This window comes from Radicibacter daui (genome assembly GCA_030657355.1).
Taxonomy (GTDB): Bacteria; Pseudomonadota; Alphaproteobacteria; order Radicibacterales; family Radicibacteraceae; genus Radicibacter; species Radicibacter daui.
This window is the reverse complement of the sequence record CP131056.1, coordinates 3826696-3842751: the sequence shown is the minus strand read 5'-3', so window position 1 is coordinate 3842751 and position 16056 is coordinate 3826696. Positions and strand designations below refer to the sequence as shown.

Below are 16056 nucleotides of genomic sequence, written 5' to 3'. Positions count from 1 at the left end.
TTAGAGCGGGGAGATCATCAGCATGAAGGCGACGTCGGGATCGTCATCCACATGCAGCGTGCCGATGGCGGTGACGACGCGCTTTTCCTTGTTCTTGAAGCAGGCGTTCAGATCGTAATCGACATGCTTCTTGGGCAGGACCTGCTTTTCCACATGATCCATGAAGCGCTTGACGATCTTGTTGGCGCCCTTCTTGAACAGGTCGGCATCCGCCTCGAACTCGTAGCGCGCGCTGCCGCCGGTGTTGCTGTCGGTCAGCCAGGCCTTGAACATAGCCATGAGTAAAGTCCCTGTTCTTTTGGGTTTGCCGGCATCAAGCGCAGCAAAATAACAACGCTGTGTGACGGTTTGACGTCATTGATAGCAGATGCTGCGGCCTTGACGAGCCTTCCGTCGCGGCATAAGTTTACGTTTACGTAAACGTTAGATTGGATCGCTGCCGATGTCCGCCCCAATGGCCGCCCCTGTGGCCACCATTGCCGAAAGTGCCGGAGACGTGCGTGAGCAGAGTTTCACCATCAGCCAGCTTTCCGCCGAATTCGGCCTGACGCCGCGCACCATCCGCTTTTACGAGGACCAGGGGCTCATCTCCCCCACGCGCGCCGGGCAGAACCGCATCTATTCCCGCCGCGACCGGGCGCGCCTCGTGCTGATCTGTCGGGGAAAAAGGCTGGGCTTCTCCATCGCGGAGATCAAGGAATTCATAGAACTTTACGATCCGGCCTCCGGCCAGATCGAGCAGATGCGCTTCATGCTGCGCGTTGCCCGCAACCGCCGGGAAGCGCTGGTGAAGCAGCTTGAAGATGTGAAGCTGACGCTTGCCGAGCTGGAGGGCATGGAAAATGCCGTCATCGACCAGCTGCGCCGCAATGGCATCAGCGACACCGAGATTGCCGCCATCGGCGGCGAGAGTGATTAGCCGGACTGAAACAGCCGGCTGATAAAAAACTGAAGACGGAAAACCGATCACAGACAAGAGGGCTGGAGCCGCCATCATGAACAGGAACGTGGTTATCGCGGGATACGCCCGCACGCCTTTCCACTTCGCCAACAAGGGTGCTCTCACCCGTGTGCGGCCGGATGATATGGCGGCTGCCGTCGTCACGGCGCTCATCGAGCGCACGGGCATCAAGCCGGAAGATATCGAGGACCTGATTGTCGGCAACGCCTTCCCGGAAGGGGAGCAGGGCTTCAACGTCGCCCGCCTCATCGGCCTCATCGCCCATCTGCCGCTCTCGGTTGCCGGTACCACGGTCAACCGTTTCTGCGGCTCCTCCATGACGTCCGTCCACATGGCGGCGGGCGCCATCCAGATGGGCGCGGGCGAAGCTTTCCTGTGCGTGGGTGTTGAAAGCATGACCCGCGTGCCGATGGGCGGCTTCAACCCGCTGCCGAATGCTGCGCTCGCCAGGGAAATGCCCGGCGCCTACATGTCGATGGGCGAGACGGCGGAGAATGTGGCCCGCAAGTACCAGATCAGCCGCACCGAGCAGGAAGCCGTGGCCGTTGAAAGCCAGCGCCGCGCCGCCGCAGCCGCTGCCGCCGGCAAGTTTGCCGACGAGATCGTGCCGATTGCCGGCGTGAGCACCGATGGCACCCTGCGCCCGGAGACGACGGCCGAGGGTCTTGCCGGCCTCAAGCCCGCTTTCGATACCGAAGGCACCGTGACGGCCGGCACCTCCTCCCCGCTGACCGACGGCGCCGCCGGCGTGCTGGTGGTGAGCGAAGAGTACGCGCTTGCCAACAAGCTGCCGATCCTTGCCCGTATCAAGTCCGTTGCCGTTGCCGGTTGCCAGCCGGAAGTGATGGGCCTTGGCCCCATCAATGCCAGCCGCAAGGCGCTGACCCGTGCCGGCCTCAAGTCCGAAGATCTGGATATCGTCGAGCTCAACGAAGCCTTCGCCTCGCAGGCGATTGCCAGCGCGCGTGACCTCGGCCTCGACTGGGCGAAGATCAACCTTGATGGTGGTGCGATTGCCATCGGCCATCCGCTGGGCGCCACCGGTGCGCGTATCGTCGGCAAGGCGGCCTCGCTCCTGAAGCGCGAGGGCAAGAAGTACGCGCTTGCCACTCAGTGCATCGGTGGCGGCCAGGGCATCGCCACCATCCTGGAGGCTGTGTGATGGCCAAGACTGCCAAGCTGGAGATCCGCCGCGCGGCGGTGATCGGCTCCGGCGTCATGGGCAGCGGCATTGCCGCCCATTTCGCCAATGCCGGCATCCCCGTCGTGCTGCTGGACATCGTGCCCGAAGGGGCTGAAGACCGCTCGAAGCTCGCCAAGGGGGCCGTCGAGCGCCTGCTGAAGGCCGACCCCGCGCCTTTCATGCACAAGAGCTGCGCCAAACTGGTGACGGCGGGCAATCTGGAAGACGATCTCGGCCTCCTGGCCGATGCCGACTGGATTGTTGAAGCGATCATCGAGAACCCGAAGCACAAGCGCGCCCTCTATGAAAAGCTGGAAGGCGTGCGCAAGGCGGGTTCGGTGGTGAGTTCCAACACCTCCACCATTCCGCTGCAGCTTCTGACCGAGGGCCTGCCCGAGCGTTTCCGGCAGGACTTCCTCATCACCCACTTCTTCAACCCGCCGCGCTACATGCGCCTGCTGGAGCTGGTAACCGGTCCTGAAACCCGTGCCGGCCTTGGCGACGCCATCGCCGATTTCTGCGACCGCACGCTCGGTAAGGGTGTGGTGCCCTGTAACGACACGCCGGGCTTCATCGCCAACCGCATCGGTACCTTCTGGCTGCAGGCTGCCGTTAACGCCGCCTTCGATCTGGATGTGCCGGTGGAAGAGGCGGACGCCGTGATGTCGAGGCCCGTGGGTATTCCCAAGACCGGCGTCTTCGGCCTGATCGACCTTGTTGGCATCGACCTGATGCCGCTCCTGGCGGACAGCCTCTTGAAGACCCTGCCGGAGGGCGATGCCTACCGCGCGATCTACCGCGATTTCCCCGAAATCCGGAAGATGATCGAGGAGGGCTATACCGGCCGCAAGGGCAAGGGCGGTTTCTACGCGCTCGACAAGGGCGCCGGTGGCAAGCGGGTGAAGCTCGCCCGTGATCTGAAGACCGGCGAATACCGCCCGGCGCAAAAGGCGGACCCCGATGCCGCCCGTGCCGGCAAGGCCGGTCTTGCCGCCGTCATCGCCAGCCCGGACCGTGCCGGTAAATATGCCCGCACTGTTCTGCTGCAGACGCTCGCCTATTCCGCCAGCCTCATCCCCGAGATTGCCGGCGATGTAACCGCCATCGATCGCGCGATGGAGCTTGGCTACAACTGGAAGAGCGGGCCTTTCCGCCTGATCGACCAGATCGGTGTCGATGCTTTTGCCGAGGCCCTCAAGGCCGATGGCATCGCCGTGCCGGAACTGGTGACGAAGGCCGCGGGCCGCAGCTTCTACAGGCTGGAAGAAAACGGGCAGGAGACCTATCTGGCGGTCGATGGCAGCTACAAGCCCGTCACCCGTCCGGAAGGGGTGCTGTTACTCTCCGATATCAAGCGCACGTCAAAGCCGCTCAAGAAGAACGGGTCGGCAGCGCTGTGGGATATTGGCGACGGCGTCGTCTGTCTTGAGTTCACCTCCAAGATGAACGCGCTCGACGACAAGATCATGGAGATGATCGGCACGGCGGTGACCATGATCGCGATGTCGGATGATCTGAAGGCGCTCGTCATCCATAACGAGGGCACCAACTTTTCCGTCGGCGCCAATCTGGGCCTTGCCCTGTTTGCCGCCAATATCGGCCTTTTCCCGCAGATCGGCGAGCTGGTCGAGGGCGGGCAGCGGGCCTATCTGGCGCTCAAATACGCCCCCTTCCCGGTGGTGGCTGCCCCCTCGGGCATGGCGCTTGGTGGCGGATGCGAGATCCTGCTGCACAGCGCCCATGTGCAGGCCCATGCCGAGACCTATGCCGGCCTTGTCGAGGTTGGTGTCGGCCTTATCCCCGGCTGGGGCGGCTGCAAGGAGATGCTGGCGCGCGGTTATGCCGATCCGAAGCGCACCGGCGGTCGCGGGCCGATGCCCGCCATCCGCAAGGCCTTCGAGCAGATCGGTACCGCCCAGGTGGCCAAGTCGGCGCTGGAAGCGCGTGACATGTTCATCCTGCGCGATAGCGACGGCGTGACCATGAACCGCGACCGCGTGCTGGCGGATGCCAAGGCCAAAGCGCTGGAACTGGCAGCGGATTACGCCCCGCCTGAGCCGCCTGTCTACCGCCTGCCGGGCCCTGCTGCCCGCGCTGCGCTGGAGATGGCGGTGGCCGATCTTGCCAAGTCCGGCAAGGCCACGCCGCACGATGTGACAGTGACGAAGGAACTCGCTTTCATCCTCTCCGGTGGCGACACCGACTTTGTCGATGAGCTGGGCGAGGAAGACATCATGAAGCTGGAGCGCGAGGCCTTCATGCGCCTTGTGTCCTCCGAGCCGACGCTTGCCCGGATGGAGCACATGCTCACCACCGGCAAGCCGCTGCGCAATTAAGGGAGCCGGGAGGAAACACCATGCCGGTTTACAAAGCACCCATCGACGACCTGCGCTTCGTGCTGCACGAGGTCTTCAAGGTCGAAAAGCTGACCGAGCTTCCCGGTTACGAGGAAGCTACCCCTGATCTCGTCGACCAGATCCTCGAGGAAGCCGCCAAGTTCTGCGAGAACGAGCTGTTCCCGCTGAACCAGTCCGGCGATGCCGAAGGCTGTACGTACGAAAACGGTGTCGTCCGTACGCCCAAGGGTTTCCCGGAAGCGTACAAGGCCTTCTGCGAAATGGGCTGGAACGCGCTGACGGGCGATCCCGCCTATGGCGGCCAGGGCCTGCCCAAATATCTGGGTTCGGTCATGGAGGAGATGATCTGCTCCGCCAATCTCAGCTTCGGCCTTTATCCGGGCCTGACGCATGGCGCGACGACGGCGATGGAGGCCTATGCCTCCGACGAGCTGAAGGATCTTTACCTGCCCAAGATGGTGACCGGCGAATGGTCGGGCACCATGTGCCTGACCGAGCCGCATTGCGGCACCGATCTTGGCCAGATCCGCACCAGGGCGGTTCCTGCCGAGGATGGCAGCTACCGCATCAGCGGACAGAAGATCTTCATCTCCGCCGGTGAGCATGACCTCACCGAGAACATCATTCATCTGGTGCTGGCCAAGCTGCCTGATGCGCCGCCGGGCACCAAGGGCATTTCGCTCTTTGTCGTGCCGAAGTTCCTGCCCAAGGATGATGGCACGCCGGGTGCGCGTAACGGCGCCGTCTGCGCTTCCATCGAGCACAAGATGGGCATCAAGGCCTCCGCCACCTGCGTCATGCAGTTCGACGATGCCATTGGCTGGCTGGTCGGCAAGCCGCACGAAGGCCTCAAGGCCATGTTCGTGATGATGAACCAGGAGCGTCTGGCCGTCGGTCTGCAGGGGCTCGGCATTGCCGAGGTCGCCTACCAGAACGGTGTTGCCTACGCCAAGGACCGCCTGCAGGGCCGTTCGCTGGCCGGTACCAAATATCCGGAAAAGGCCGCTGACCCGATCATCGTGCATCCGGACGTGCGGCGCATGCTGCTGGAAGTGCGCTCGGTCAACGAGGGCATCCGCGCGATGGCGCACTGGATCGCCATCCAGCTCGACATCATGACCAAGCACCCGGACGCGGCTGCCCGTGAGGCGGCCGAGGATCTGGTGGCACTCATGACGCCGATTGTGAAGGCCTACTTCACCGACCATGGCATGGAAGGGGCGGTCAAGGCGCAGCAGGTCTATGGCGGCCACGGCTATATCCGCGAGTGGGGCATGGAGCAGTTCGTGCGCGATGCCCGCATTGCGCAGATCTACGAAGGCACCAATGGTATCCAGGCGCTCGACCTCGTCGGCCGCAAGATGGGTGCCCATATGGGCCGCTACCTGCGCCGTTTCTTCCACCCTGTCGGCGCCATGCTGCAGGCGGAGAAAGATAATCCCGACCTTCAGGAGTTTGTCGGCCTGCTCGCCAAGAGCTTCGGCAAGCTGCAGACGGCGACCGCCACCGTTGGCGGCCGTGCCCTGAAGGACCCGGAAGAGGCAGGTGCTGCCGCCACCGACTATCTGCGCCTCTTCGCGCTGGTAGCCGTTGGCTATATGTGGCTCCTGATGTCCAAGGCCGCGCTTGAAGGCCTGAAGCGGGCAGATGGCCGCGAGGACTTTTACAGGAACAAGCTCGCCACGGCGCGCTTCTTCTTCCACCGCGTGCTGCCGGAAGGCGACGGCGCCTTCAAGAAGGTGATGGCCGGCAAGGCCGCGATGATGGCGCTCGACGACGCGGCATTCTGATGCTGGTGCCGGAAGCTCTCTAGCAGAGGGCTTCCGGCTACCGTTCCGCTAAAACAGCGAAAAATGTCAGCCTGCTGCCGGATAACCTGGAACAAAGATCCTCGCCTCCATGAAGGTGACGGCGTTGCCGGTCAAAAACACACGATCCCCTGCGAGTTCGCATTCCAGCCATCCTCCGCGCGAGGAAGCCTGAAAGGCAGTCATTCTGTTCTTTCCGAGCTGTTCCGCCCAATAGGGCACCAGCGTCGAATGGATCGAACCGGTGACCGGGTCCTCCGGTATTCCGGCGCCCGGCGCAAAGTAGCGCGAGACAAAATCGGCCTTCAGGCCGGGAGCCTCCTTGCCGGTGACGACCAGTCCGACAGGCCCGAGGCGCGAAATGCTCATCAGGTCAGGAACGAAGGTTCGTACTCTGTCGGCGCCGTCCAGAACCGCAAAGATATTCTCGAAATTGCGAAAGATGCCGACAGGCGACGTTGGGAAAATGCCGGAGATATCATCCGGTAATGTCGCCAGTGGTTCCGGCGGCAGGCAGGGCAGGTCCAGCCGGTAGCCCTTCGGTGCCTTGGATACACGCAGTTCCCCGACACGGGTGTGGAAAGAGAGCGGAGCGGCAGCTGCGAACTCCGTCAACAGCACATGGGCCGTGGCGAGCGTGGCATGGCCGCAGAAATCGACTTCCTGTGCCGGCGCGAACCATCGCAGGTCCCAGCCACCTTCTGCCCGCGCCCGGGCGAACGCAGTTTCAGCCAGATTGTTCTCCCCGGCGATGGCCAGCATCGTCTCATCCGGCAGCCAGTCTTTCACAATAAGGACGGCGGCGGGATTTCCGGTAAAGGGTCGGTCCGAGAAGGCGTCGACCTGGAACATGCGCATCAAAATCTCTCCCGCAGGGCCCAACAATCTGCGAGCAGTGCCCTGAGACGGTCCTTTCCTGCAAGGCCGATCGCATGATGGGGATGCGACAAGGACGAGCGGTGCCTCGGTGGTGCAGTTCATTGTCGGGCCTGATGCAACGGGCGTATAGGCAAGGGAGTTCCTGCTTTGGGGCAGGGGCTCCCTTTTGCTTTCCCGCCTCCCGATCCCGCGCCCCTGCCGTGTTCCCGGAAGGATCCGCCCTGTGATGACCCGACGCCAGCTTGGTAAATCCGGCATTTTCGTCACGCCGCTCTGCTTTGGCGGCAATGTCTTCGGCTGGACCGTCGATGAAGCGACGTCGTTCGCGCTGCTCGACCGGTTCGTGGAGGCGGGCTTCGATTTCATCGATACGGCGGATGTCTATTCGCGCTGGGCGCCCGGCCATGTCGGCGGCGAGTCAGAGGCCATCATCGGGCGCTGGCTCAAGGTGCGCGGCGGGCGCGACAGGCTGGTTATCGCCACCAAGGTCGGGTCGGAGATGGGGGAGGGCAAGAAAGGCCTTTCCCGCAGCTATATCCGCTCGGCGGTGGAAGCCTCGCTGAAGCGTCTGCAGACCGACTATATCGACCTTTACCAGTCGCACCGCGATGACGAGACGGTGGCAATGGAAGAAACGCTCGGCGTCTACCAGGAGTTGATTGACGAGGGCAAGATACGCATCATCGGCGCCTCCAACTTCAAGCCCGAGCGGCTGAAACAGGCTCTCGATCTGAGCGCCAGCCAGGGGCTGCCGCGCTACGAGACCTTGCAGCCGCTCTATAACCTCTATGACCGCGAAACCTTCGAGGCCGCCCTGATGCCGCTTTGTGAAGCGGAGCAGGTGAGCGTCATCCCCTATTACGCGCTGGCTGCCGGCTTCCTGACCGGCAAGTACCGTTCGGAGGCCGATTTCTCCAAGAGCGCGCGCGGCGGGGGCATGGGCAAGTACCTCAATGAGCGCGGCCATCGCATCCTCGGGGCGCTCGACACCGTGGCGAGCGCCTTTGGCGCTACCCCGGCGGAAGTGGCGGTGGCCTGGCTTGCCGGCCGGCCAACCATCGCGGCCCCGATTGCCAGTGCCACCAGCATCGCCCAGCTTGAAAGCCTGATCGCCTCCACTTGGCTTGACCTTGATGACAAGGCGGCCGAGCTGGACGCCGCCAGCGCCTGAGCCGGCATACGACACAGTTTCCCTGATTTTCCTTTCCGGATCTTCCGCCCGATCATGACGCAGCCCGCAGCCGCCCCGACTTCCGCCTCCGACGATCCACGGCCGGCGGCCCCGCATCACGAAGAGCAGGACGGGCTGCCGACACCCCGGCGTTATTTCGCCATCGCCGCGTTGCTGGCGGCCATCGTGCTGGTGGTGATCGACGGGGCGATTGCCAATATCGCGCTGCCCTCCATCGTGCTGGATCTGCAGGTGACGCCGGCTGCTTCCGTCTGGGTTGTCAGCGGTTATCAGCTCGCGCTCGTAATCTCCATCCTGCCCTTTGCGGCACTGGGGGAGATCAAGGGTTTTCGTCTGGTCTTCACCTCCGGCGTTGCCGTTTTCACCCTCGCCTCGGCGCTGTGTGCACTGGCGCCGTCGCTGGAGGTGCTGGTGGCAGCGCGCGTGCTGCAGGGCTTTGGCGGCGCGGCGGTGATGAGCCTTTTTGTCGGCCTGCTGCGCTTCGTCTATCCGCACCGCATGCTGGGGCGGGCCATCGGCATCAATGCGCTGGCGGTGGCGCTTTCCTCCGCCCTCGGCCCGACGCTCGGCGCCAGCGTGCTGGCGATTTCCAGCTGGCCGTGGCTCTTCCTCATCAACCTGCCGGTCGGCATCATCGTGCTGGCCATGACGCCGGCCTTGCCGAGCGTCGCGCTGCACAAGCGCGCCATCGATGTGCTGAGCGTGGTGCTCAATGGTTGCGGCATGGCGCTCTTCATCCTCGGGGTGGACCGTATCGGCTCCGAGCCGGCGCTGGCCGGCGCCATGCTGGCGGGCGGACTTGTCTTCTTTACCCTGCTGGTCAGGCGTGAGGCGCCGCTGGAAGCCCCGCTTATCCCGCTCGATCTCCTGCGCAACCCCACCATCCGCCTGTCGGTCATCGCCTCGGTCTGTTGTTTTTCGGCGCAGATGCTGGCCTTTGTGGCGCTGCCCTTTTATCTCCAGAGCGGTCTTGGTGAGAGTGCCTTTACCACCGGCCTGTTAATGACGCCCTGGCCGCTGGCAGCAGCGGTTACCGCCCCGATTGCCGGGCGCCTTGCCGACCGTATGCCCAACGGCATTCTCTGTGCCATCGGCGGCGTGCTGATGGCGCTGGGCACCGGTCTGGCAGCCGTCTGGCCGCTGCAGGGCAGCGTGCTGCCGCTCATCCTGTTCATGATCTTTGGCGGGGTGGGCTTCGGCTTCTTCCTGTCCCCCAATAACCGCAACATGCTGCTTTCCACTCCCAAGAAGCGCAGCGGCGCGGCCGGTGGCATGCAGTCGAGCGCCCGTGTGTTCGGCCAGGCGCTGGGTGCCGCAGCGGCGGCCAGTTTCTTTTCGCTGGCGGCGGAAGCGGCGCCGCCCGTGGCGCTGGGAGTTGGCTGCCTGCTGGCGCTGGTCTCCGGCGGCCTCAGCCTGCTGCGCACGCGCCTGCCGGTTGTCGCGGCTTAAAGGGCGCCCTGAACCAGCCCTTATGCATAGTGGCCGCACTTTGGCCTCAATTTCCGGGCTTACCCATGGGTATGTGAGAGCACCTAGCCGACAGGCCGGGTGCTGCCCCGTATGCTTGTATGGAGACAGGAAAGGCGCTTGTCTCGCCTCCCCGGCTCCGTGCTAGCCTCGCGGGCATATCACTGAAGAACAGGGGTTGCGTCCCATGGACAGCACAAGAGCGCCGAACGATCTGGAAGCCTTCTGGATGCCCTTTACCATGAACCGTGCCTTCAAGAAGGCACCGCGCATGGTGGTAAAGGCCGAGGGCATGTATTACTGGACGCCCGATGGCCGCAAGATCATCGACGGCCTTGCCGGCCTGTGGTGCGTCAATGCCGGCCATGGCCGCAAGAAGATCGTCGAGGCGGTGCAGGCCCAGGTCGCCGAAATGGATTTCGCGCCGACCTTCCAGTTCGGCCATCCGCTGCCGTTCGAATTCGCGAACCGCCTGACCGAGATCACCCCGGAAGGTTTTGGCCACGTCTTCTTCACCAATTCCGGTTCTGAATCCGTCGATACCGCGCTGAAGATCGCGCTCGCCTATCACCGCGCCCGCGGCGAGGGCACCCGCCGCGTCATCATCGGCCGTGAGCGCGGTTATCATGGCGTCGGTTTCGGCGGCATCTCCATCGGCGGCCTGCCGGCCAACCGCAAGGCCTTCGGCCAACTGCTGCCGGCTGTCGACCATATCTCCGCCACCTACAGCCTCGAGCATCAGGCGCACACCACCGGCGAGCCGGAATGGGGCGCCCATCTGGCCGACGAGCTGGAGAAGGTCATCGCCCTGCATGACGCTTCCAACGTCGCTGCGGTGATCGTGGAGCCGGTGGCCGGTTCCGCTGGCGTGCTGCTGCCGCCCAAGGGTTATCTCAAGCGCCTGCGCGAGATTTGCGACAAGCACGGCGTGCTGCTGATATTCGACGAAGTCATCACCGGCTTCGGCCGTATCGGCGCGCCGTTTGCCAGCCAGCGCTTCGATGTGCTGCCGGATCTCATCACCACCGCCAAGGGCATCACCAACGGCACCGTGCCGTGCGGCGCCGTGCTGGTGCAGGACAAGGTGCACAACGCCTTCATGACCGGGCCGGAATACGCCATGGAGTTCTACCATGGTTACACCTACTCCGGTCATCCGCTGGCCTGCGCGGCGGGTATCGCCACGCTCGACGTCTACAAGGAAGAAGGTCTCCTGACCCGCGCTGCCAAGATGGAAGCGAAGTGGGCGGAGATGATCCATTCCTTCAAAGGCCTGCCGAACGTCATCGACACCCGCGCCATCGGCCTTATCGGTGCCGTGGAGCTTGCCCCGCGCAAGGATGCGCCGGGCCGCCGCGCGCTCGACGTGCATACCAAGTGCTACGAGACCGGCGCGCTGGTGCGCATGACCGGCGACATCATCGCCCTTTCCCCGCCGCTCATCATCGATGAAAACCAGATGGATGAGCTGCATGGCGTCCTGTCGGCGGCCATCAAGGCAGTCGACTGACATGACAGGAACCGGCGGCAAGGCTTGAGAGATTAGTGTTCATTCTGCGCAACCTTGCCGCCGCCCTCGCGACCGCCTTCCTGGCAGTGGCGATCATCGGCTTCATTGTCGGTCCCGAGCAGATGCTCGACCGGGTCTTCGTGCTGCCGACGGTGAAGCAGATAAACTTCACCGAGATCGCCACCTCCTCGAAGAAAGACCGCATTATCGTCTGCCCCGCAGAGCATTGCGGGGACGAGGCGATTGGCAGCCCGCGAGTCTATTACCGCTCCGTCGCCGAGCTTGCCCGCCAGCTGCGCGACATTGCGCAGGCTGACCCGGATACCTGGCTCACCGGCGAGTGGCTGGTCGATGGCGGCGTGCAGCTGCATTTCGTGCACCGCTCGCGGTTCCTGCGCCTGCCGGATGTCATCGTGGCGCAGATCTATCCCGGCCTGATGGAGCCGGAGCCAGACGGCACCAACGATCTGGAAGAGCCGGCGGCGACTTCAAGCCTCGCCATCTATTCCGACTTCCCCTTCGGCCCGCGCCTGCTTGCCACTGACAAGGCTCGCGTCGCCCGCTGGCTCGATGCGCTGGTCTCCCCGCAAGGGCGGCTGCGGCGACGCTAAGCGACTTCCGGCATCAAAACAAAACGGGCGGCCCCTGCGAGCCGCCCGTTTTGTTTCATGCCCGAGCCCTGGCGCTCAGCTGAGGTTCTGTTCCGCGAAGTGGCAGGCCACATGCCGGCCGGCGAGCGGACGCAGCTGCGGTACTTCGGCCGAGCAGCGCGGCTGGGCAATCGGGCAGCGCTTGTGGAAGGTGCAGCCCGGCGGCGGATTGAGCGGGGAGGGCAGCTCGCCGGTCAGCGGCTTGCGCTCGGCCCGGTGCTCGGCTTCCACCTGCGGGGTCGCGGCCATCAGCGCCTGGGTATAGGGATGCAGCGGGGCCTCGAAGATCACATCCTTCGGGCCGGATTCCACCGGTTTGCCCAGATACATCACCATCACGTCGGTCGCGATGTGGCGCACCACACCGAGGTCGTGGCTGATGAAGAGATAGGCGACGCCCAGCTCATCCTGCAGGTCCATCATCAGGTTGAGGACCTGGGCCTGGATGGAGATGTCGAGCGCGGAAACCGGCTCGTCCGCCACCACGATGGAGGGGTTGAGCATCAGCGCGCGCGCAATGGCGATACGCTGGCGCTGGCCGCCGGAGAACATGTGCGGATACCGCGCATAATGGTCCGGCCGCAGACCCACCTTGGCCATCACCTCCGCCACGCGGGCGCGCCGCTCGGCAGCGGGCAGCGAGGTGTTGACGATGAGCGGCTCTTCCAGAATGTCGCCCACCTTCTTGCGCGGGTTGAGCGAGCCATAGGGGTTCTGGAACACCATCTGCACGGTGCAGCGCAGCTCGCGCTTGCCGTGCTCGCCCAGATTGCCGGTATCGATGCCGTCGATCACCAGCTCGCCCTCGGTCGGCTCCTCGATCAGGGAGACGAGGCGCGCGAGGGTGGACTTGCCGCAGCCGCTCTCGCCGACAACGGCGAGGGTCTGGCCGGCCTTGACGGTGAAGGAGGCGCCGTCGAGCGCCTTGACCATCGCCGGGGCCCGCAGCAGGCCGCGGGCGACGGGGTAGTGGCGCTTGAGGCCGGTCGCCTCGAGGACAACGGTGCCGGTTTCACGCTTGGTCATGGATTTGGTTTCCGTCGCGCTCATGCTGCGGCTCCTTCCGGGGAGGTGCCCGGGGAGGCGCCGTAGTTCAGCGGGTGGATACAGCGCACGGTGCCGGTGGCATCGCTGGCCACGGCCGGCGGGGCGGCGCGGCAGTTTTCGTCGGCAAAACGGCAGCGCGGATTGAACAGGCAGCCAAGCGGCCGGTCGGCGATGCCGGGCACCATGCCGGGGATGGTCGGCAGGCGCTTGCGGCCTTCCGCCCGTTCGGGCAGCGCGTCGAGCAGGGCAGCGGTATAGGGATGGCGCGGGCTCTTGAAGAGCTCTGCCGCCGGGCGGCTTTCCACCACCTGGCCGGCATACATCACCTGCACGCGGCTTGCCGTCTCCGCCACCACGCCCATGTCGTGCGTGATGAGGATGAGCGCCATCCCGCGTTCCTTCTGCAGGCTCACCAGAAGGTCGAGGATCTGCTTCTGGATCGTCACGTCGAGCGCGGTGGTCGGCTCGTCGGCAATCAGGAGGCGCGGGTTGCAGGCAATTGCCATGGCGATCATCACGCGCTGGCTCATGCCGCCCGAGAGCTGGTGCGGATAGGTGCCAAGGCGGCTTTCCGGCGCCGGAATGCCGACCTGCTCCAGCAGCTCGATGGCGCGGCGCTTCAGCTCCTTGCGGCTTCCGCCCTCATGCACCTTGATCGCTTCCATGATCTGGAAGCCGACCGTGAAGCACGGGTTGAGCGAGGTCATCGGCTCCTGGAAGATCATCGCCACGTCCTTGCCGGCGAAGCTCCGGCGCTCGCGCCGGCTCATCTTGCGCAGGTCGCGCCCGTCGAAGGACATATGGTCGGCGGTGACCGTGCCGTTGCCGGCCAAGAGACCCATCACAGCCAGCGACGAGACGCTCTTGCCGGAGCCGCTTTCGCCGACGATGCCGAGGATTTCGCCTTCTTCAACGCTGAGGTTGACCCCGTCCACGGCGCGGAACACGCCGGTTCGGGTGGAGAAGTCGATCGAGAGGTTTCGGATATCAAGCAAAGGCATGGGATCAGCGCTTCAGCTTCGGGTCCAGCGCATCGCGCAGCCCGTCGCCCAGAAGGTTGAAGGCAAGAACCGTGATGAGGATGGCGACACCGGGGAAAGTGACGACCCACCAGGCTCGGCTGATATATTCGCGCGCAGCGGCCAGCATCGTGCCCCATTCCGGGGTCGGCGGCTGGGCGCCAAGGCCGAGGAAGCCCAGGGCCGCGGCATCAAGGATGGCCGAGGAGAAACCGAGCGTCGCCTGTACGATGAGCGGGGCGGCACAGTTGGGCAGCACGTTGATGAGCATCTGGCGCACGACGCCGGCACCGGCAACGCGCGAGGCCGTGACATAGTCCTTCGGCAACTCGCTCATCACCGCCGCGCGGGTCAGGCGCGTATAGTGCGGCACCACCGTGATCGCCACGGCGAGGATGGCGTTGAGCAGGCCCGGGCCCAGGATGGCGGCCACCACCACGGCAAGCAGCAGGCTCGGCAGCGCCAGCAGGATGTCCATGACGCGCATGATGATGATGCCGATGACACCGGGGAAGAACCCGGCGATCAGGCCCAGCGCCACGCCGATGGCGAGCGAGATCGTCACCACGATGCAGCCGATGAAGAGCGACAGCCGCGCGCCATAGATGAGGCGGGAGAGGATGTCGCGGCCGATATCATCGGTGCCGAGGATGAATTGCAGGCTGCCGCCTTCGGCCCAGGCCGGCGGCGTCAGCAGATGGTCGCGGTATTGCTCGATGGGCGAGTGCGGCGCGACGAAATTGGCGAAGATCGCGACCAGCGCCATGAAGACGATGATGTAGAGGCCCCAGACGGCGCCCCGGTTCTGGCGGAAATGATACCAGAACTCCGCGAACAGGGAGGGAGCGGCCGCGGGTGCCGCGGTAGCGGTCTGGGCCGGGGTTTGAAGAGCGTTATCGGCCATGACGGATCCGCGGGTTCAGGGTGCCGTAGAGCACGTCGACGAGGAAATTGACGAGGATGACGAGGCTGGCGATCAGCAGCACGCCGCCCTGCAGGGCCGGATAGTCGCGGCGGTTGATGGACTCAACCAGCCACTTGCCGATGCCCGGCCAGGAGAAGATCGTCTCGGTGAGGATGGCGCCGCCCATCAGCGTGCCAACCTGCAGGCCGATGACGGTGACGACCGGGATCAGCGCGTTGCGCAGCGCGTGGATGAAGATGACGCGGTAGGCGGACAGGCCCTTGGCGCGGGCGGTACGGATGTAATCCTCGCCCAGCACTTCCAGCATGGCCGAACGCGTCATGCGCGCGATCACCGCCAGTGGCACCGTGCCCAGCACGATGGTGGGCAGGATCATGTAGCGCACCACGGAGCCGAAGGCGCCGCTGTCATCGGAGAAGAACAGGCTGTCGATCAGCAGGAAGCCGGTGGTCGGCTCGATGTAATACATCGCCGAGATGCGGCCCGAGACCGGCGTCCAGCCCAGTGTCACCGAGAAGAGCAGGATAAGCAGCAGGCCCCACCAGAAGATGGGCATCGAGAAGCCGGAGAGGCTGACACCCATCACCGTATGGTCGACCCAGCTGCCGCGTTTCAGCGCGGCGAGAATGCCGAAGGGCAGGCCCAGGATGACGGCGAAGAGGATGGCGGCGATGGAAAGCTCCAGCGTGGCCGGGAACAGCGTCAGGAACTCGGTCAGCACCGACTTCTGCGTGACGACCGAAACGCCGAGATCTCCATGCAGGACCTGCGCGATGTAGTCGAAGAACTGCTTCCACAAGGGCTGGTCCAGCCCCATCTCGTGCCTCAGCTGCGCAAGGCGAGCCGGCGCGATGCCACGCTCACCGACGCGAACCTCGATCGGGTCGCCGGGAACGAGGCGGATAAGAATGAAGCTCAGGAAAGTGATGCCGAAAAAGGTCGGTATCACCAGCCCGATGCGTGTCAGCAGGAATCTTAACATCGGCGGGGGGTCCGGATATGCGGGGGCCGGCAGGGCCGGTCCTTAAGGCAGCAAATTGTTCAGGTCGAGAAATGAG

At 64.4% G+C, this 16056-nt stretch carries 14 protein-coding genes; 8 read left to right on the top strand and 6 right to left on the bottom strand.

Annotated elements, in window-relative coordinates; genetic code table 11:
- The gene (locus QTL98_RS17925) at nt 1–279 is read right to left on the bottom strand and encodes a hypothetical protein (protein WP_445679828.1); all 279 of its coding nucleotides are present in this window, start codon (nt 277–279) and stop codon (nt 1–3) included.
- Nucleotides 280–442: 163 nt separating this feature from the next.
- On the opposite strand from QTL98_RS17925, the gene QTL98_RS17920 reads away from it, so the two are divergent.
- The 4 genes from QTL98_RS17920 to QTL98_RS17905 all read left to right on the top strand — a co-directional run bounded on the left by QTL98_RS17920 (nt 443) and on the right by QTL98_RS17905 (nt 6291).
- A complete protein-coding gene (locus tag QTL98_RS17920) occupies nt 443–919 on the top strand; it encodes a MerR family transcriptional regulator (RefSeq protein ID WP_445679827.1) in 477 nt (158 codons plus the stop codon).
- Nucleotides 920–995: 76 nt separating this feature from the next.
- Nucleotides 996–2123, top strand: a complete 1128-nt coding sequence (locus tag QTL98_RS17915) for a thiolase family protein (protein WP_445679826.1) — start codon at nt 996–998, stop codon at nt 2121–2123.
- On the top strand, nt 2123–4480 hold the full coding sequence (locus QTL98_RS17910) for a 3-hydroxyacyl-CoA dehydrogenase/enoyl-CoA hydratase family protein (RefSeq protein ID WP_445679825.1): 2358 nt from the start codon (nt 2123–2125) through the stop codon (nt 4478–4480). The genes QTL98_RS17915 and QTL98_RS17910 overlap by 1 nt, the downstream gene beginning before the upstream one ends.
- A 20-nt stretch (nt 4481–4500) precedes the next feature.
- The gene (locus QTL98_RS17905) at nt 4501–6291 is read left to right on the top strand and encodes an acyl-CoA dehydrogenase C-terminal domain-containing protein (RefSeq protein ID WP_445679824.1); all 1791 of its coding nucleotides are present in this window, start codon (nt 4501–4503) and stop codon (nt 6289–6291) included.
- A gap of 66 nt (nt 6292–6357) precedes the next feature.
- Here QTL98_RS17905 and QTL98_RS17900 read toward each other — a convergent pair whose 3' ends face one another.
- Nucleotides 6358–7167, bottom strand: a complete 810-nt coding sequence (locus QTL98_RS17900; RefSeq protein WP_445679823.1) for a PhzF family protein — start codon at nt 7165–7167, stop codon at nt 6358–6360.
- A gap of 247 nt (nt 7168–7414) precedes the next feature.
- On the opposite strand from QTL98_RS17900, the gene QTL98_RS17895 reads away from it, so the two are divergent.
- The 4 genes from QTL98_RS17895 to QTL98_RS17880 all read left to right on the top strand — a co-directional run bounded on the left by QTL98_RS17895 (nt 7415) and on the right by QTL98_RS17880 (nt 11968).
- The gene (locus QTL98_RS17895) at nt 7415–8359 is read left to right on the top strand and encodes an aldo/keto reductase (protein WP_445679822.1); all 945 of its coding nucleotides are present in this window, start codon (nt 7415–7417) and stop codon (nt 8357–8359) included.
- A 54-nt stretch (nt 8360–8413) separates the two neighbouring features.
- On the top strand, nt 8414–9829 hold the full coding sequence (locus tag QTL98_RS17890; RefSeq protein ID WP_445679821.1) for an MFS transporter: 1416 nt from the start codon (nt 8414–8416) through the stop codon (nt 9827–9829).
- Between the two features lie 196 nt (nt 9830–10025).
- Complete coding sequence (aptA, locus tag QTL98_RS17885; RefSeq protein ID WP_510637498.1) at nt 10026–11357, top strand: omega-aminotransferase AptA; 1332 nt, start codon at nt 10026–10028, stop codon at nt 11355–11357.
- 35 nt (nt 11358–11392) lie between these two features.
- On the top strand, nt 11393–11968 hold the full coding sequence (locus QTL98_RS17880; RefSeq protein WP_445679819.1) for a hypothetical protein: 576 nt from the start codon (nt 11393–11395) through the stop codon (nt 11966–11968).
- A 75-nt stretch (nt 11969–12043) separates the two neighbouring features.
- On the opposite strand, the gene QTL98_RS17875 is transcribed toward QTL98_RS17880, so the two are convergent.
- The 4 genes from QTL98_RS17875 to QTL98_RS17860 are packed head-to-tail and all read right to left on the bottom strand — an operon-like array spanning nt 12044 to nt 15980.
- Nucleotides 12044–13057: a peptide ABC transporter ATP-binding protein gene (locus tag QTL98_RS17875; RefSeq protein ID WP_445679818.1), complete on the bottom strand. Its 1014-nt coding sequence runs from the start codon at nt 13055–13057 to the stop codon at nt 12044–12046.
- The gene (locus QTL98_RS17870; RefSeq protein ID WP_445679817.1) at nt 13054–14055 is read right to left on the bottom strand and encodes an ABC transporter ATP-binding protein; all 1002 of its coding nucleotides are present in this window, start codon (nt 14053–14055) and stop codon (nt 13054–13056) included. Before QTL98_RS17870 ends, QTL98_RS17875 begins: the two co-directional genes overlap by 4 nt.
- 4 nt (nt 14056–14059) lie before the next feature.
- The gene (locus QTL98_RS17865; RefSeq protein WP_445679816.1) at nt 14060–14977 is read right to left on the bottom strand and encodes an ABC transporter permease subunit; all 918 of its coding nucleotides are present in this window, start codon (nt 14975–14977) and stop codon (nt 14060–14062) included.
- Nucleotides 14967–15980, bottom strand: coding sequence for an ABC transporter permease subunit (locus tag QTL98_RS17860; RefSeq protein ID WP_445679815.1), 1014 nt, complete (start codon nt 15978–15980; stop codon nt 14967–14969). The genes QTL98_RS17865 and QTL98_RS17860 overlap by 11 nt, the downstream gene beginning before the upstream one ends.
- Between the last annotated feature and the right edge of the window lie 76 nt (nt 15981–16056).